This is a genomic window from Pseudomonas sp. Snoq117.2, from assembly GCF_900110545.1.
GTDB classification, from domain to species: domain Bacteria; phylum Pseudomonadota; class Gammaproteobacteria; order Pseudomonadales; family Pseudomonadaceae; genus Chryseomonas; species Chryseomonas benzopyrenica.
On sequence record NZ_FOED01000027.1, the window covers coordinates 1 to 17130 of the forward strand.

Consider the following 17130-nt stretch of genomic DNA (forward strand, 5'->3'; position numbering starts at 1 on the left):
AGTACGCGGCGGCCTTTTTTAAGATGTCTCGCTCTTCAGTCACGCGCTTGAGTTCTGCGCGAAGCTTGCGCAGTTCGGCTTGCTGCTCATCGTCTTGCTGACGCTGCTCTTGGGGTTTGCTGTAGAGCTTGATCCAGGCGTAGAGGCTGTGAACAGACATGCCCAGGCGCTGGGCAACATCGGCGACAGGATTGCCTTTCTCGGTCACTTGCTTGACCGCTTCGATCTTGAATTCTTCGGGGTAACGCTGACGACTCATGGCACCTCCTATTTGGGCCTCATTATGAGGCTTGGAGGTGTCTACGAAACCAGGGGCGATTCACTGAGGCAAGACAACTTATATCTGCCGCTAAAAACCCCCATCACCGAATGATAATTAGGTTGGCTCTACAGACAGGCTTACGTCGAGAGGAAATTGCAACATTCCCTCTGAGCTATATACTCCACGCAACCAAAGCCGACTCAAGTGTTCGAAACCTTCGAATCCGCCTAGACCCATTTGATGGCCTTGGCATGCTGACAGAAGGGAGTAGACCTCGTGACATCTATATCAGCAAACGGCTCGTAAGTGATCTCCATCGATATATTGTGCAGGTTCGCGGCGAGCGAAGCTCGCTGAGCCATCAAAAATACGAAAATTTATTCCTCAACCAATTCGGCGAACCATTCTCTAACGATGGGAAAGGCATAGAGCGTATTGTGCGGAACACAGGTGACAAAGTAGGTATACGCGTCCACCCGCATATGCTTCGCCACACTTACGCTACCCATACTTTATCCATACTTCAGCGGAGTCGTGGCGACATAGACCCATTGATATTCGTGCAAAGGCAACTCGGACACACTTCAATTCAGAGCACAATGATATACCTGCACTTGATAAACGAACTAGCTGACAGTGCTGTCCTGGCTTACGACGATGAAATAAACAACTTCATGGAGTCTATCTGATGGGAAAGCGAAAACTTTACATCAGAACTGAATACAGTACTGAACAGACTGATAATGTTTCTGGCGCTAGCGGTCAAGTAGAAAAATATGAATTTACTGCTAAAGTCATCCCGCCAGCCATCAAGCATGTCGACTGCGGAATAAACACCACACCCTATCGAAAGTTTGACTTCTCGCCGTGGTATGATGTAGGCATAGACTCAATCACTTACGCTTGTCAAAATCAAATTGAAAGATTCCTAGCGTCACAGGACAACCTCATCGAAGTCGCCACTGTAGTAAATTACTGCCGCAACGGAATAGCTAAATTTCTTGATTTTCTTATACTGCAAGCGAAATCCTTAGATCATGAATTAACGCCATCTAACATTGATCGAAACCTGATAGACGACTTCATTTCCCATCTCGCTAGCAAAACAGAGTCTAAGAGTTACCAAAGGGGTATATATTTATCTATCAAAGGGGTGCTAGTCGCACTAGGACATCGCGGAGTTATAAAGTTGATTCCTGCTGGAGATGAGGCTACATTTCCTCCAAACCCATTCCCTAATCACAACAGGAAAGTTCGTGGCGAAACAGCGCTACCAAAAGCTCAGCGCCAGGCTTTCGCAAGCGCCGTTAAGCATGCGGTACTACCCATCTGGGATGCTGATGAGCCGTTGACATGCGAACTACTATGTTATGCGCTGCTGATCATAGCCTTACACACTGGCCGCAATACCACTGCCCTGTTTGAAATGCACCGCGATTGCCTTCGCCCCCACCCAAAAGAAAACACGAAATTCCTAGTTCTATGGAAACGGCGCGGACACAACACAAATAAAGTAGCTTTGCGTGGCGAACCGGAAGACAAGAAAGCAATGGAATCCATCCCAGCGATCAAAGCAAATATCGAGCGGTTAATTCTGCAGGTGATTGCCAGAACTGAGGAGTTGATTCCAGAGGCACCGAAACATCTTAAAACCAGGGTGTGGATCTATCGTATGCGAGGAGGTAAAGACTATAGTGAGATAAGCACTCCGACAGCTTATACCATGATGCGCGCCTGCAAGAAACTTGCATCGGACTATGGACTTGTAGACGTTGATGGTCAGCCACTGCGAATTAATATCTCACGCCTACGCAAGTCATTCGGAAATCGCATCTACGAATTGACGGGTGGCGATATAGTAACAACTGCAATCGCGCTTGGTAATACGCCTCAGGTAGCTGGGAGAAACTATCTAGCTCCGAATGAAGACTCAAAACGCAATTGGCTATTTATGGGTAAGCTCTTGGTGCAAGAGTTGCTATCAGGGAGTATAGGAGCAACATATAAAAATACTCCAGCGGGACGCTGCAGTGACCCTATAAACGGCCAATACGCCCCTAAAACGGCTGGCGCAACCTGCACAAACTTCCTCAACTGTTTACGCTGTAGGCATTACGCTGTAACAGCTGAAGATCTGCATAAGCTTTTCAGCTTTTATTTTCGAGTTTTCGCCGAACGCCCGCACATGGATAAACGACGCTGGACTAAGGAGTATTCACATATTCCTCGCTTAATTGATAACTATATAGTAGCGGAAGGCTTGAGGCGAGGCACTTTCAAGAAGAGCCAAGTTGAAAGTGCACGTGAACGAGCGCGATCCGCGCCACACCCCTTTTGGTCATATGATGTTTCACTACCTCTAGCCACCTTAACATGAGTGGCATCATGGGAACTAAGCAGTGGGAAGCCATTGAACTTCAGCCTTCTGACCTTCGTGAAATACCGGAGAATCAGCGCGACGCCATGATAATTACCGCCACAAAAATATATGACCAATGGGTAGTTCTAAGCATATACGAGCACGACCGTTGGCAACTGGATGGCATACCAAGTAATGCACGCACTAGCGAACGACACATCGACTTCCTAAAGGCCCCAATTATTTTCAGGCCGATAATGAAGCAAATAATGTATCGTTACCTAAGGCGCGGCAGAGAGAAGCAAAAACGCCCAAGAGGAATGGCAGTTAAAAGGCTGTTTTCCAACATCGTGCAGTTCTTAAACTACATCGACAACCTTCAAATAACTAGCCTTGGTAAAATTACAAACCTAGTATATGCCAACTACATCCATGAGTGTAAAGAATCGCATATACCAAAGCGTAAAAAAAACAAACCACTTTCACCCGCGACCTTAGTGAAGCGCTTTACAGCCGTAGAAGCACTCTACGAATTGAGCCAATATACTACTGACCCGATCCCTCAGCCCCCTTGGCCAGAAACTTCACCAAGTGCAATGGTGGGGTTGGCGGGAAAAAAAATTGCTCAACCTTATGCATGTGTGACACCACTCTTGCCGGACTCGGTATTCTGCACTCTATTTGAGAAGGCCTATGAGAAGTTACTTGATGGTTCGCGCTTGCTGGATATTCGTGATGCATTCGATAATTACATAACTGAAAATCGACTTGTAAACTCGTGGCCTAAAAGTAAAGCAAAAAATAGATTTCTGGTTTCTTTGGGCTGGAAAGATGGGCTAGCCGCGCTCAGGAAGTCGCTAATAGATTTGCGAACCTCATGCTACATCGTAATTGCCTCTACTTCCGGCTGTCGCAATCACGAATTAGCTGACATCAGACTTGGGGCACATCAATACACAGAAGATGAAGATGGGTTAATCTATCACTGGTTACGTTCGAATTCTTCAAAAACCGAAACAGGTATACATGACTGGATGATTCCCGAGGTAGCGGTTCACGCCATAAAACTTATGGAACGGTGGGCCGTACCGTACCAGGCGTTAATTTCTGCAGAAATCAATCATCGCACTGATTCAAATCCTCTTGACCCAGCAATCGCCCAAGCGATCAATCATAAAAGTGCTTTATTTCTCGGAGTCTCAACGCGTAAGAAAAATGAGGCCAGAGTGCTTTCTCATACAAGCTGGGATGATAAGTTAGAAAAATTCTGCAAAGCCGCGGGACTCGATTGGACGCTCAATAGCCACCAGTTTCGTCGAAAATTTGCCAACTACGTAGCACATAGCCAATTCGGCGATCTACGCTACCTCCGTGAGCATTTTGCACATTGGAGTATGGACATGACACTTGGCTATGCTATGGATGATGAATGGGGGCAGCAGTTTGACCTTGAGCTTTATGATGACATCCAATCTGAACTCACGGACATTAAAGTTCGCACAGTAAGTGACTGGATATCTGAAGACTCTTTGGCCGGAGGCTATGGACAGTCACTCAAGCGCTGGCAGCGCGATCCAGCCAACCTTGCTTTGTTCAAAGACCATCGAACAATGGTACTCACTATCGCAGAGAGCACTTCAATTCGTAGCAATGGTCATGCCTGGTGCACCGCAGACAATGATGCCTGTATAGGAAATACATTAGAAAGGACCCGTTGTGGCGATTGCAACAACGCTGTTATAGGGCGAGCGCATTTAAAGATTTACAGCCACATGTACCGTAGCCTTAATGAGTTGCTAAAGTGCGACGACATTGGAGAAGGCGGTCGATCTCGCGTCATGCGTGATCTGGAGCGCTGCCGTGATGTTCTCTTACAGCTCGGGTTTGACGCGGAGGATAATTAAAGTGGAAGCTAAAAGTAAGCCAGCTGACGCTCGAAAAAGAGATCTAATGCTCGCACTGAAAAGAATAGAGCACGGCCGATCCCAAACAGGAGATAAAAAGATAACTATCGCCGCAGTAGCCCGTGAGGCAGGCGTTTCTGCAGCTCTAATTCATAACCATTACCCGGAGGTCGCTGAAGCCATCCGTGAATCCCAAGGTCGTTCAAGTCGTGCTCAGCGCGATTTAAAAACTCAAAAACTACATAGTGAACGGGAAAAAGTACGCGCATTACGTGAGGAAATAGCGAAGCTTCAATACAAAATCTCCAAACTCACTTCATTAAACGAGGTGCTGATGATCGACAACAAAATCATGAAAGCCAAACAGAATGATGACCGAATCATCACCATTACCTCTAAAAAAGACTGAAAAACTCGCATCCTGATAATAATTAATGCGTTTAACACCACCACCACCGTTAACCGCTAGTAATACGCGCCATTAATTCTTATACAGTTGCGATCTACCCAATCTCTGCAGACTCATAGTTACTGGCTGCTGCCTGTTCCTGCTGCAATAGCAATCTGTAGTTTTGACCTACAACACTCCAGTCCATGAACCGACCTTGGGTGAAGCTGATGAAACGATCCAACAACTCTCTAATAAATGGCCGGAAGTCGCCACCATTCGCAGACATTCGTTGTGCCGTACGCCCCATATGACGAACCGCAGCCGCCAAACGAAGTTCACCACTTCCCCTCTCAGACAGTTCAAGATAAAGACTCAATCCATGATTAAATACATGGGATGTATATGTAACCCAAGGACTGTAACGAGATCGGATAGCTGCAGACTCTCGTCCAAACATGGTCAGTAGATGCAGAAACATAAAATCCAAAAGATACTCTAGCCGGCCTTCAGGACTAAAGATTTCGCGCCCATGTGTCTCGATTATCTTAAATAAGATGAGTCCTGCAAGCGAGTCATGTGTACTGGACAGCCTGTATAGATCTTGAAGAGTGACCGGGAGAGGTAATGCCCCTAAGGCGTAGAGGACCAAGGAATGACGTAGCTGTGAAAATTCAAAAGGTGAGCTATTCATCGCACGAAGCAGCACGGCTTGGGTGTCTACTAACGGATGTCCATTGGCTCTGTGCAGTGCTATGAAAGCACCGTCCATACAAAACCAGGGAATTTTGTTAGCAATCGATAGCTGCATTGCGTCAAAAACAGTGACATCTACACCGTCCTTGATAGTTAACATTTCTAGCTCAGCATCATGAACTAATGGCAGCACAACCTTGGCATTTTTCAGTATGAGCTTAATTGCTTCAATAACGTGCGCATCTCGTTCCTTCACATCCGATGCCGTTGTTCTGGATAACCTCCCTGCATCATTTACACCTAACATCATGAAATTGTCGTCAGTAATCTCACTCAGAAATTGCTCCAATGCCTCTTTAGTAGCGGCGGGCAGAACAAAGGTGACACCGCTGCCGAGCACGCATCTCGCAAGATTGGTAGCCGCCAAATACCCAATACTATATGCATCCAAGACGACCTCCTGAGGCTCAGCCTCTCCGACGTCGCTCAATGCAGATTTGGGAACCTTTGAGTCGCTCCAGCAATTCAGGGCGGCTTTAAAAGCATCGGATGGATACAGCGCATGGCCACGAAGATAGAGCGGAATCGCATCCATTGACTGCAATCGCTCACGCCGCTCCGCGCCTTCAGCCATCTTCTCTTCCAACAAAGGAATGAACTCAGCAGGGTCAGAAGGCATCTGCATCATCACGAAACAATCATGGCCATCGTTATGGAGATGGCGTAACTTGAGTGCAATTCGCAAGCAGGCAACGTACGGCGGCAAACGCTCCTCAAGCTTAAAGGTTGCCATATTTAGGTTTTCGCTCTCACCAGGGGACAGCCTCAGCAAGAGCTGTCCCACTTGACTAGAGCCCATCAATGTACATTCGCTGATATTGTGTTCATCGTTGACAATTAGCCTTACTAGCCTCTCGCGCTCATGGCAGTATTGGACCGCATCAATGCACTGCTCCATTGATGAGGAAACATCCATGGGCTCACTCCGCCCAGTCGCCAAACCAAAATGGAAATTCACAAAATCCACTGCGTGTTTGCGCGGTGCTCTAATCATCCAATCGACCCACCGCCCCTCAGCACGCTTGAAGCTCCCTGCTCGGCTTAGGAAAAAGAGTATCCCTTTTACTTCACGGGAAGGGTGTACCAAAAGCAAATCCGGAATTCGCAGATGGAAGATCTTTTGCTCTTCAAGGGTACGGTACCGATCAAGCAGATAGCAGCCCCTGTACCATGGCCACGGTGACTCCGGAGCGAGCTTGATCATAGCCTCACTGAACTCAATCGCGAGTGCCGTATCGCCGCCCCGTTCAGCTTGAACCGACTGCAAACTCAACAGCGGTACAGACCGATCTGCTCCACTAATCCTCTTCAACAACTCGTTGAACGTCTTGTTCTGTCCAGCTTGTTGCAAACATTGCATGTGAATCATGACATAAGGTGACGGCCACAGTTCATGACTAGGAATCAGGGGCGTGGTCAGTTTAATTGCTTTATGCGATAGATCGGCAGCAGCCAGTTTCTCAGCCAGATCAAATACGCTGTTCGGGTTCAGCGAAGGCAACACTTCCGCCCATTCGGCAACAAACTGATCAACCTGCTCACTGACATTTTGTCGGTGTATCAGCAATTGAGGGTGACCAGAGTGTTCATGTATGCACGCGGCCAATCTGATAAATGCTTCTTCCATCGCCGACGCATCCGATAGGATCCGTTCATTTGCCAGCCACTCTGCAAGCTCTGATGAGCTGGCGAGATTGATGAATGGCCCAACCTGCTCCAAGGCATGTGGGCTGCTATCAAGAAACTGCCGGCACCACACCGATCGCTTTTTGGGGTCCTCACACGCTTCCTTCAAGTCCAGTTCGGCTTGCCCTAAAAGCGAATTCTCCCCAGCAAGCGCTTTGAAACGAGCTATCTCTACTGATCGATCAGGATCCATATGCTGCAGATTTCTTTTCAGCGCTTCAAATAGTCCTTCGCATTCCTGGCCCTGGTAAACCTTAAAAATCGAGCAACCGAGATCATGCAATCTTACATCCGTACCAGACTCATCAAGAAGGGCAACGATCGAATCCCTAAGGCCATCAACTCGATCTTTGACTTCAGGTCGGTGTAGCCAGAGGTGATAGTCAGCAATTTCCGGATTGAGACAGAGGCCGGTTGCTATCGCTAGCAGCACTTTGGAATTGTACGAGCCATACAACGTATTCAACCGATCAGCTGCGTGAAGCGACAAACTACCGCTCTGTAACCGCAGTGCTCCCCCAACGATACCAGTCAATACTGGTTCGGGCGGAAAGCCCACTAATGCCTCCTGCAATTGCTCCTCATCAGCGTGGTAACGCATGAAAGCTTCCTTGGCATAAATACCAGGTGCAGCCTCCCTAAGGTAAAGAGCTCGGGCATCATCCTCTTGTTTTGTTCCGTGAGAAAGCCGCAGCAGGGCGGCTTGACAGACATCTCTAAGAATCGGATTCGTTGCAGTACCAATGATTCTTGCGACAGTTACCCAAGCTTTATCACCATCCTGCGCCTCGGTGAGACCCACTTGTATCGACATGACCTCAGCCAAAGCTGCCGATTCCTGATCGCGCTGCGCAATGGTCTTGAGCATCGCCATCTGAGCTTTAGCCCCCGCAAGATTTTTCTGGCGGAGGCTTTCGAACACCATTTCCATTAACAGTATCAGATCATTCGGAGCCAGCGACCGGATCTCATTGATGATCTTGTCACGAGCGACGTTGTCTCCATCACCGCTATGGGATTGTTGAATAGTGTTCACGCGCAGACTCTCCCTGGTGCTCAGTTAACGATCTTGTTGACGCCAACGTTATCGCCGCTTCCGCTATGTGTCTGAGTGACGTTGGTCACCGTTGCAGGGGCAACAACAGACACCTTGGCGTTGATTCCGTGAATCAGCGCACCCAAGCTTTGGGACTGGTCGATTCGCTTTTCAATGGCTTTTTCACTCAAGTCCTCATTTATATCAAGCTTCGAAAGCTCAGCAGCTACAGCCTCTGCAATCACGTCGTCTCTCAGCCACTTGCCCAGTCGTTCCTTCAGAACGCCTGCGCTGAGTTTCGCGCCCGCTTTCAAGACGTCGTAAACAGTACTTGCGATAACACCGGTAGTAATGAAATCCATATTGAATGCTCCTTAACTAACTTAATAATGTGAAGGGACCACGCCATGAAAAATGCTTTAACCTTAGGCTGAAGCACCTTCGTCGAATTCGGCCCTTTAAAAACTAAACGGGCCAGCCCTAAGGCCAGCCCGCTTGCTTTATTAAGCCTAAATTAAGCGGCTTTTTTCTTAATTACAAAATCAACTTCCAGATCTGCGCTGGCCAGTAGGTTCACCAGTGCATCCAGGGAAAATTTGTCAATCTTCCCATTCAGCAGTTCACTCAAACGCGGCTGAGTTACGTGCAGTTGTCGTGCCGCGTCCTTCTGCGGCAGGTCCCAAGACTTGATGGTCTTGGTCAATGCGCGCATGAGCTTGGAGCGCAGCCGAAGGTTCTCGGCTTCTTCTGGCGAATCAACCAACGCATCCCACACGGAGGTAGAGCGTTCGTTTGCCATTATTAAATCCCTCTCAGTACATCTATTGCATTTAGAAAAGTTAATCGAGCACGGACTGAGCCTAGAGCTTTACCCCTTGCCAAAAAGGAAAGGGGTCGGCACTCCCCCCCCTGGTTAGCACCAGGGGGTATCGCAGTCCATCAGTCCAGCGACTTGTACCGGGCTTTCGCCACGTCAATGTCGCACTTTTCCGTCTTTTCTGTGGTCTTGCGGAACGCATGCAGGACGTAGATCGCGTCCGGCCGGTTCACCACATAAAACACGCGAAAAGCCCCGTCTTTACATTTGATGCGGATTTCCCGCGTCCCAGGCCCTACGGCTTCAATCGGTTTCCAGTCTGCAGGCTCGTCACCCTCTTGTATCAGCTCCAACTGATACCCAGCCCGCTGCCTCGCCACCATTGGAAAATCCCGAAGATCTTCCTTACTGCTGCCCAGCCACTCGATAGGTTTTAGATCGTCCAGCATTTGTCAGATTCCTTGTAAACGGGGTTGAGAATTGCGGTTGTGCGCTCATTGGTCTTCTCCAGGTCGTTAGGGATGTGCTGATGTACCCGCAGCCTCACTTTGGCTCGTGCAGGGTTTACGACGATCAGCGAGAAAAGATTATATCGATACCGAGATAACGTCAAGTGAGTGACGGAAAAATATTTCGATTTCGATATGTGACGGAAAACCTACACCGCCAGCGTAAGCCTCCAATCCTTCGGGTGAGGACGTTTTTCAGCTGAGGGGAGAGGTAGAAGTCAGTCACGACTTCTTCAAGGCCGAGACAGTTGATCGACATAAAAGCCCCCAAGCGGGCAAGAGGTATGTGGCCCTCATCCCGAGAACGCCCTCCCCATCAGATAGGTGCCAGACCGCAAATCAGACACGCGCTTGAGCTTCAAGATCTTGGCCGACATCGACTTCATTCGGCTCTTTACGCTCTACCTCCTGCCGATGGAGACGATCAAGGCACGCGAAACGCACAAGCCCCCTCAGCCGTCTGCTGCTCCTACACTCACTGTGCAAGTGAAATGCCATACTTCATGTGTTCCTGATCACTGATGCAGACCACATCCGGAGACACCTCTGACTGCACGTTGTTAACCTGTTTTTTTCACTGTAAACCACTGTGGTTTACAGTGAAAAAAAGTAGTTTACAACGCCCTGTTTATAGGCCTTGCGGCGGTTCGCCCCTCTACCAATGCGCTCGATTCACACCATTTTCTGCCACCTTTCGAGGCCATCATGAACATCACACAAGAGACCCTTGAGCACTTGGCGGCTGATCTGCGCAGAACTGAGAGGGAGGGGTGAGCCGGTAGCCACTGCGTGACGTGATCGGCGCCACAATTGTGGAACGTGCATAAGCATGCGAATCGGGCAAGCGATCGAAAGATTCAGGCGTGGCTATATTTTGGGACCGGAGATTGCGGTGTATTTGGTGAAGTCGACCAGGGAGGCGTTCAAGCACCTTTGGGAGGCTAGGGTTCGCCCCGTTGCGGGGCCATCCATTCCAAACGCGGCTTGCCGGCAGTACGTTTGGGTGAGAAGCAAAAAGCTGATCGATTTCTTCGCAGGTGAAGCCGCCCAGATCGACGATCCTGAAGACACCACCTTTATATCTACACCGTTCGCTCAGCCTCGTGATTGCCGATTCAGGCATGTGGGAACAAGATAGTTAGCACGCTTTCTTTCTTGATTGCTAAAATCATCGTACCCATTCTGGAGAATCTTATGTCCCGTCTCGCTGAATTCCGCCTGCTCGAACAACAGCTCGCAGCCCAACTGGCAGAGCTGGAAGCGCTGAAAAATGACTCTGCCCTGAAGCAGGAAATGGAATTTGAAACGAAGCTGCGCAGTTTGCTCAACGAGTATGGCTACGGCCTGCGTCAAGTGGTGCTGATCCTCGATCCGCAAGCGGTGGCTTCCGCTGATATGACCCCAAAAACCTCTCGGAAACCACGCGAGGTGAAGGTCTACAAGAATCCACACAGCGGTGAGGTTGTTGAGACCAAGGGTGGTAATCAGCGTACGCTCAAGGCCTGGAAAAACGAATATGGCGCTGAGATAGTCGAGTCTTGGCTCGCCAACTGATTGCACTGCAGACGGCTACTGGCACGAGATAAATCGTGGTGCGCCCCGAATGCGAATTCCCATTCCGGGGCGTGGCGAAATTTTCTGCGGGTGGTGGTGACACACAGTTTATGCGCATTAAATAGAGGTCCACTTCAAAAATGGACTCTCCAAAATGCGTAACGCTCTCGTCTCAATCTCAGTTAACACCATCGCAAGCCTTCTGACTGCGCTCGTGCTTCACTGGATCACTCCCCCTCTTACTGACCTGTCCATTCGATTGATCGCTGCGTAGCATCGTGTAAACCTATTTTTTTACCTGTTAACTACAGTGGCTAACAGGTAAAAAACTGGTTTACAGGGACAGCGCTCGGCAGCTGTCCAGAACTGCTGCCAAGCGATAGCGCTATACCGCTATACCGCTATCAGCTACCAGCTACCAGCTGGTGCTTGGACGACCGTTAGCTGAATCCTGGAGGGCCGCTTAGCCCCCATATGTACGGTATTTCGAGCAGTCCTTTTTTTGTTCGCGCAGCCTTCCGGCTCACCGCTGTTGGGGTTTACGTCGAACCGTGGGAAATTGCTGCCGGCAATCTCAAGGCGCAAGCTGTGACCGCGCTTGAACAAGTTGCAGGTTGCAAACGGTTCGATCTGCACCTTGAAACATTCCCCAGGTACCGTCGGCTTCGGATCGTTCCAGCTGTCCCGGTAACGGCAACGAATGATGCCGTCTGTAATGTTCATGGCATACCCCTCTGGGAAGTCATCGCTTGGCGGATAGACGTCGACCACCTTAGCGGTAAAGTCAGTGTCTAAGCCGTCGGTCTCGACCCACAGCTGGATCGTTATCGGACCGGCGACAGCAAGGTCAGCTTCCAGCGGCTCAGTTTCGAAACACAGCACATCGCTGCGCTGGCAGATGGCACTGCCATCTCCGCGCGCGCCGAAAAAGCGTGGTGTTTCTCGCTGATCAAACGCTCCGCCTTCGAAGACAGGAGCGCCGGAAGTCAGCGCGCCGCCGATGGTCGGTACTGGATTAGATGGATCGGCGAGGAAGTGGCAAGCAGCATCAGTTGCCGGTGGCTCCCCTTTGCTCAACTGACCGTCAGGATGAAGATAAAGATCCAACTGCTGGCTGCCAGGCAATGGCCACTGCTCAGCATCAAGCCACTTACCACCATGATCTATTCGCGTGTCCTGAAGCTTGCGACCACTACCACCGCCCATCATGAATACCTGCACTTGTTGGGCTGGTGCAATGATCTGTAGCTGCAGATGGCTTACAAACCACTCAATACGACAGGACAGCCAATCCTGCGCCACTTGCCCATCGAAGGCAGCGGCTGGGCCAAACTCGGCATCACCGCTGTGGCTAATGTTGCGGTCACCATGCAGCCAAGGGCCCATTACGAGTCGTTGTGGTGCCTTACCGTTCGCGGTGAGGGGCCATCCTACTTCGTGTCTTAGAGGCCTGAGTAAGAGCCTCCTGGCAAGGGCTTGCACGGGGCAGTGAAATCCAAGGCTGAGCGGTACGAGGACGTCTGGACATTCATCATCCCGAGCACTGTGTGAAACAGGTTGTCGTGGCTAAGAGGTGAGCTTGCTTGAGCTTTCAAACAGCCGACGTTGAGCCTTTCACTCTTCGCAAGAGAATCGGACATCCAAAGCACCAATGGCACCTTGGTTTGCTCTTCAGGAGCCATCGCATAAGGCAGCCCATGCAGGTAGAGCCCACCCTCACCCAGTGATTCTCCGTGGTCAGAAACGTACAGGAGCCCAGTGTCGAATTTGGTGTTCGCTGCCAGGATGTCGATCAGCCCGGCTGTAACGTAGTCGGTGTAAAGGATCGAGTTATCGTAGGCATTGAGCACTTCCTGCTGCTTACATTTGTCGAGCTCGTTGGTCTCGCACACCGGCGTGAATTTCTTGAATTGCGCGGGGTAGCGCTTGTAGTAGGCCGGGCCATGGCTACCTTTGTAGTGGAGCACCAGGACAGCATCGCCTTCCTGACGCTTGATGAAGTCTTGCATCTCCGAGAGCAGCACCCCGTCCTTACACTCCTCGCTGGTGCAAAGTTGGGGATCCGCGTGAGAGGCAGCCTTGTGGTTGGGAACCCTGTCGCAGACCCCTTTGCACCCCGAGTTGTTGTCAGTCCACATGACACTAATGCCTGCGCGTTGAAGCACGTCGAGCAGCCCTTCTCGGCTCTTGGCCAAGCCATCTTTGTACTCGGCCTTACCCACATCCAGGAACATGCATGGCAACGAAACTGCGGTGGCGGTGCCGCAGGAGCTGACGTTGGAGAAGCTGATGACGTTGCGTTTTTCCAGCTCCGGGTTCGTTTCACGGGTGTAGCCATTGAGGGAGAAGTTGGCGGAGCGGGCGGTCTCTCCTACAGCCAGTACCAGCAGCCTAGGTTTACGGGCCGCCCCCTGTCGATTAACTACCGCATCAGTTCCAATGGCCGTCAGCGTTTTAGGTGTGGCCAGCTGGCGCTTCAGGTAACCATGGCCAGCCGCAAACAAGTTGGTGGGTACCAGGATCAGTCGGATCTCCCGATTGTTGCGCAGCAAGGAGGCATATGACTGGTATTGACTCAGCACGATGCCAGACAAGGTCAACAGAGCGAGCGACAGAGCAATGACCCTGCTGACCAAAGCTCTGGCCCAAGGCTTGCGCCGGAGGGGAACCCGGGAGATCAGGTAGACGGGCAACACCCCAACCATTGCGACCCACAGACCGAGCTTCCAATTCAGCAGCTCGGTTGCCTCAGCGACGTCTGTCTCCACAACGTTGGTGAACATTGTGTAATCGATCACGATGCCATAGGCATTCATGAAGTAACTCGCAAAAGCCGCGCTGATCAGTACGAGACATAGCAAAGGTTTGGTCAGCCGCGCCCATGACAGCAAGCTCAGAACGGTAAACACCCATGCGAATACTATGACTGGGAGGCTAGCTGCTAGCAGCCAGTTCACTTCATCGGTTTTGAATACCAGCTTCCAGAGCACGCTCCAGAGCTCAGCATTCGCGAATAGCAGCAACCAAAGAGTTACCAGCCCAATGAGCAGATTAGTGCTGATTCCTTCCTGTCGGGCAGTGCGAATAGCAAAGATCCATTTACTTAACAGGGTGTGAACAATGGATTTTGAAGGTGTCATTATCAAACTCTGAGAGGCTGCTTATCCATGCGTTAGCTGTGGAGTTAGCGGGAGCTGCTTGGCAAACCTTCGACAGATGCTGAGCGATTGCGCAATGTGCGGAGCGCCAGGGGCCTTAGACCCTAGGCGTTGGAGACGCTTAGAATGTGTGAGGCATAGGGACAAAAGAGAAACAAATCTCGCTGAGCGCATTATTTCCGGCGCCTGATAACGACACGATGACCTCGTGATTACAATGCTGACAGAAATGCAATAACTGCTGTTTTAATTGCCATCGACCGGGCTATGATCAAAATTAGGGCTACACCATCCATTAAACGCAGAGCGCCGCTCAGCTAGATAAATTTAATTTCACAAACAAAACGGTTTCGTTTTGACGTAGGCTGATTTTGAACTTTCACTTTAGCTTACAAGTCTTTCTCGCGAGCAGAACATTCTTTTCAACTTTTGCTCGTTAATATGTCACCTATCAATGAGGGGCAAATACCATGAGCTTTTTCAAAAATATCCTGGGCGGGCACCATGGCCGTGGAAAACACGGCGGAGGCAAGCACCACAGCGGAGGACATGGGGCCGAGCAATATGATCGCCATGGCCGGCAGCAGGGCTGCGACGGCGGCAACCAGGTGTATGACGGCGGGCGCCCTGCCACTCCAGCCCCCATCAAAGATCTGCAGGGCTGCAGGCAGTGCCGGACGGCAAACGATCCGTCAGCACGCTTTTGTCTAAACTGCGGAACACCACTATCGAGTGGTTGCACCGCCTGTGGCTCGTTGCTGAGCGCAGGAGCAAAATTCTGCAGTCAGTGTGGCCAAGCGACGCTCTAACGATAGGCAGATAGGAAGGCCAACGAGACCACAACCCTGCGCAAGGAGAAATACGTGGGTTCAAATCATGACCATGGCAGCGCTGCAGTACGCGAGGGGCATCAGAAGAAGCTAATCATGGCACTCGCCTTGACTGGCAGCTTCATGATTGCAGAAGTGATCGGTGCGTGGATTACCGGCAGCCTGGCGCTGCTGTCGGACGCATCTCACATGTTCACAGATACTGCCGCCTTGGCGATCTCACTGATTGCACTTCAGATAGCCAAGCGGCCGGCGGATCAGAAAAGAACCTTCGGCTATGCGCGCCTGGAGATTCTGGCTTCGACCTTCAACGCCGTGCTGCTCTTCCTGGTGGCGATGTACATCTTGTACGAGGCCTACCAGCGCTTCTTCATGCCGGCGGAGATCGCTACCGGAGCGATGATGTGGATCGCAATCGCCGGCCTGATCATCAACCTAATCTCGATGCGCCTTCTGGCATCTGCGAGCAACGAGAGCCTTAACGTCAAAGGCGCCTACCTCGAAGTTTGGAGCGACATGCTCGGCTCGCTAGGCGTAATCATCGCGGCACTCATCATCCGCTTCACCGGCTGGTCCTGGGTCGACACGATTGTCGCTGTGGCAATCGGCCTTTGGGTTCTGCCGCGGACGTGGCAGTTGCTTCGCGAAAGCCTGGGGATCCTCATGGAGGGTGTTCCGAGGGGGCTCGACGTTACGGCAATCGAGGCCACCATCCTCGGCGTGGATGGCGTCAAGGACGTTCATGACTTGCACGTCTGGGCCGTCAGCAGTGGCAGCAACGTGATGACGTCGCACGTAGTGGTACGGGATTCTGCAGATGGGGATACGGTGCTGGCGGCCGTTGTGGACGCTGTCAGCGATGGATTTGAAATCCATCACTGCACTATCCAGATCGAGCGGGCAGCTTTCCACGAGAGCGTTCCCTCGCCCTCGCACTGATCGATCGGTAAACACCCTGCAAACACATCCCCCTCCTGGCTGAGGGGGATGTCGTAGAAAAAATGCGGTGAAGGATGGCGTAAACGGCAGGAGCACTTCGAGAGGGGTTGGAGAATGTCTTGCCCCCCCGTCCACTATCTCCAGAAGGTTCAGCGATGGTTTGGATCATCACGAAGTACCTACTCACTGCCGGAATAGTGATTCTCGTATCAGAGCTGGCGAAACGCAGTGACAAGCTGGGCGGCCTGGTCGCCGCCCTACCCCTGGTCACTGTTTTGACGCTGGTCTGGCTTTATTTGGAGAACCAGAGCATGGAGAAGATTTCCAATCATGCTTGGTACACGTTCTGGTACGTGCTTCCGACACTGCCGATGTTTATCGCGTTCCCGTTGCTGCTACCTAAGCTCGGCTTCTGGCCGACACTTATCAGCAGCATCCTCATCACAATGGCCAGTTTCGGATGCTTCGCCATACTGCTGCGCCGGTTCGGCATTCAGCTTCTATGATCCTTTGACCGCAGCATCATCTTGATGAGTCTTAAGGATGCTCCGATCAACTTGTCGTGCAGCCGCGGCAAGTTGCAATTTTCCAGGCACCTACAGCGTCATTGGACGAAAAGTGACCGAAAAATCATGTACGGAGAGCTTTTTCGACCGGTTCTCCGTGTTAAACGCGAACCTCACCCATACCCATGAGCTGTTTTCGAACCCTCCACAGGTTTGCCAGGGCGAACAGCGTGGTCAACTGAGCCGTGTTTTTCATCAGCCCACGAAAACGTACTTTCACGTAACCAAACTGCCGCTTGATCACGCGAAACGGATGCTCGACCTTGGCCCGTGTCTGAGCCTTGCAGAACTCGATCTTGCGCTTGGCTTTGTACAGTACGCTGCGCTGGTTCAGCTTGGAATAGGTGCTGCGACGCGCTGCAATCT

The 17130-nt window shown here is 50.9% G+C and carries 15 protein-coding genes and 1 pseudogene; 8 read left to right on the forward strand and 8 right to left on the reverse strand.

Going from position 1 to position 17130, the window contains the following annotated elements; all coding sequences use genetic code 11:
• The coding region (locus BMZ43_RS25130; RefSeq protein ID WP_143075335.1) for a transposase at positions 1–259 on the reverse strand (259 nt) is incomplete at its 3' end.
• Here BMZ43_RS25130 and BMZ43_RS25135 point away from each other — a divergent pair.
• From BMZ43_RS25135 to BMZ43_RS25150, 4 genes are read left to right on the forward strand one after another with little or no spacing between them, the layout of a single operon-like run.
• Positions 232–951, forward strand: coding sequence for a tyrosine-type recombinase/integrase (locus BMZ43_RS25135; RefSeq protein WP_093257656.1), 720 nt, complete (start codon positions 232–234; stop codon positions 949–951). The two genes, BMZ43_RS25130 and BMZ43_RS25135, sit on opposite strands and share 28 nt — an antisense overlap.
• Positions 951–2639, forward strand: coding sequence for a hypothetical protein (locus tag BMZ43_RS25140; RefSeq protein WP_093257658.1), 1689 nt, complete (start codon positions 951–953; stop codon positions 2637–2639). The genes BMZ43_RS25135 and BMZ43_RS25140 overlap by 1 nt, the downstream gene beginning before the upstream one ends.
• Before the next feature lie 8 nt (positions 2640–2647).
• The gene (locus BMZ43_RS25145) at positions 2648–4525 is read left to right on the forward strand and encodes a site-specific integrase (protein ID WP_256345860.1); all 1878 of its coding nucleotides are present in this window, start codon (positions 2648–2650) and stop codon (positions 4523–4525) included.
• A 1-nt stretch (position 4526) separates the two neighbouring features.
• Positions 4527–4934: a TetR family transcriptional regulator gene (locus BMZ43_RS25150; protein ID WP_371913905.1), complete on the forward strand. Its 408-nt coding sequence runs from the start codon at positions 4527–4529 to the stop codon at positions 4932–4934.
• A gap of 94 nt (positions 4935–5028) precedes the next feature.
• Here BMZ43_RS25150 and BMZ43_RS25155 read toward each other — a convergent pair whose 3' ends face one another.
• The 4 genes from BMZ43_RS25155 to BMZ43_RS25170 form a co-directional block, all read right to left on the reverse strand.
• Entirely contained in the window at positions 5029–8391 is a 3363-nt protein-coding gene (locus BMZ43_RS25155) for a GapS6b family protein (protein WP_093257662.1), read from the reverse strand.
• A 20-nt stretch (positions 8392–8411) separates the two neighbouring features.
• Positions 8412–8753 (reverse strand): GapS6a family protein, encoded by a 342-nt coding sequence (locus tag BMZ43_RS25160; RefSeq protein ID WP_093257664.1) that lies wholly within the window; start codon positions 8751–8753, stop codon positions 8412–8414.
• Between the two features lie 152 nt (positions 8754–8905).
• Complete coding sequence (locus BMZ43_RS25165) at positions 8906–9190, reverse strand: helix-turn-helix domain-containing protein (protein WP_093257666.1); 285 nt, start codon at positions 9188–9190, stop codon at positions 8906–8908.
• A 140-nt stretch (positions 9191–9330) separates the two neighbouring features.
• The gene (locus tag BMZ43_RS25170) at positions 9331–9657 is read right to left on the reverse strand and encodes a type II toxin-antitoxin system RelE/ParE family toxin (protein ID WP_093257668.1); all 327 of its coding nucleotides are present in this window, start codon (positions 9655–9657) and stop codon (positions 9331–9333) included.
• Between the two features lie 1254 nt (positions 9658–10911).
• On the opposite strand from BMZ43_RS25170, the gene BMZ43_RS25180 reads away from it, so the two are divergent.
• Positions 10912–11271: a histone-like nucleoid-structuring protein, MvaT/MvaU family gene (locus BMZ43_RS25180; RefSeq protein ID WP_093257670.1), complete on the forward strand. Its 360-nt coding sequence runs from the start codon at positions 10912–10914 to the stop codon at positions 11269–11271.
• A gap of 408 nt (positions 11272–11679) precedes the next feature.
• Here the strand turns inward: BMZ43_RS25180 and BMZ43_RS25185 are convergent.
• Both BMZ43_RS25185 and BMZ43_RS25190 read right to left on the reverse strand, forming a co-directional pair.
• A pseudogene (locus tag BMZ43_RS25185) lies at positions 11680–12687 on the reverse strand (CocE/NonD family hydrolase); the annotation flags it as partial.
• Between the two features lie 26 nt (positions 12688–12713).
• Positions 12714–14411 (reverse strand): phosphoethanolamine transferase, encoded by a 1698-nt coding sequence (locus BMZ43_RS25190; protein ID WP_093257672.1) that lies wholly within the window; start codon positions 14409–14411, stop codon positions 12714–12716.
• 488 nt (positions 14412–14899) lie between these two features.
• Here BMZ43_RS25190 and BMZ43_RS25195 point away from each other — a divergent pair, with 488 nt between their 5' ends.
• From BMZ43_RS25195 to BMZ43_RS25205, 3 genes are all read left to right on the forward strand, one after another.
• Entirely contained in the window at positions 14900–15238 is a 339-nt protein-coding gene (locus BMZ43_RS25195) for a zinc ribbon domain-containing protein (protein WP_093257674.1), read from the forward strand.
• 54 nt (positions 15239–15292) lie between these two features.
• Positions 15293–16198 (forward strand): cation diffusion facilitator family transporter, encoded by a 906-nt coding sequence (locus BMZ43_RS25200; RefSeq protein ID WP_093257676.1) that lies wholly within the window; start codon positions 15293–15295, stop codon positions 16196–16198.
• 155 nt (positions 16199–16353) lie between these two features.
• The gene (locus BMZ43_RS25205; protein WP_093257678.1) at positions 16354–16704 is read left to right on the forward strand and encodes a DUF3147 family protein; all 351 of its coding nucleotides are present in this window, start codon (positions 16354–16356) and stop codon (positions 16702–16704) included.
• A gap of 160 nt (positions 16705–16864) precedes the next feature.
• Here BMZ43_RS25205 and BMZ43_RS25210 read toward each other — a convergent pair.
• The coding region (locus tag BMZ43_RS25210; protein ID WP_143075336.1) for a transposase at positions 16865–17130 on the reverse strand (266 nt) is incomplete at its 5' end.

Excerpts from the sequence above, each read along its gene's own strand:
- BMZ43_RS25140 (WP_093257658.1), top strand. The coding sequence starts at position 951 with ATGGGAAAGCGAAAACTTTACATCAGAACTGAATACAGTACTGAACAG.
- BMZ43_RS25145 (WP_256345860.1), top strand. The coding sequence starts at position 2,648 with ATGGGAACTAAGCAGTGGGAAGCCATTGAACTTCAGCCTTCTGACCTT.
- BMZ43_RS25160 (WP_093257664.1), bottom strand. The coding sequence starts at position 8,753 with ATGGATTTCATTACTACCGGTGTTATCGCAAGTACTGTTTACGACGTC.
- BMZ43_RS25165 (WP_093257666.1), bottom strand. The coding sequence starts at position 9,190 with ATGGCAAACGAACGCTCTACCTCCGTGTGGGATGCGTTGGTTGATTCG.
- BMZ43_RS25170 (WP_093257668.1), bottom strand. The coding sequence starts at position 9,657 with ATGCTGGACGATCTAAAACCTATCGAGTGGCTGGGCAGCAGTAAGGAA.
- BMZ43_RS25180 (WP_093257670.1), top strand. The coding sequence starts at position 10,912 with ATGTCCCGTCTCGCTGAATTCCGCCTGCTCGAACAACAGCTCGCAGCC.
- BMZ43_RS25190 (WP_093257672.1), bottom strand. The coding sequence starts at position 14,411 with ATGACACCTTCAAAATCCATTGTTCACACCCTGTTAAGTAAATGGATC.
- BMZ43_RS25195 (WP_093257674.1), top strand. The coding sequence starts at position 14,900 with ATGAGCTTTTTCAAAAATATCCTGGGCGGGCACCATGGCCGTGGAAAA.
- BMZ43_RS25205 (WP_093257678.1), top strand. The coding sequence starts at position 16,354 with ATGGTTTGGATCATCACGAAGTACCTACTCACTGCCGGAATAGTGATT.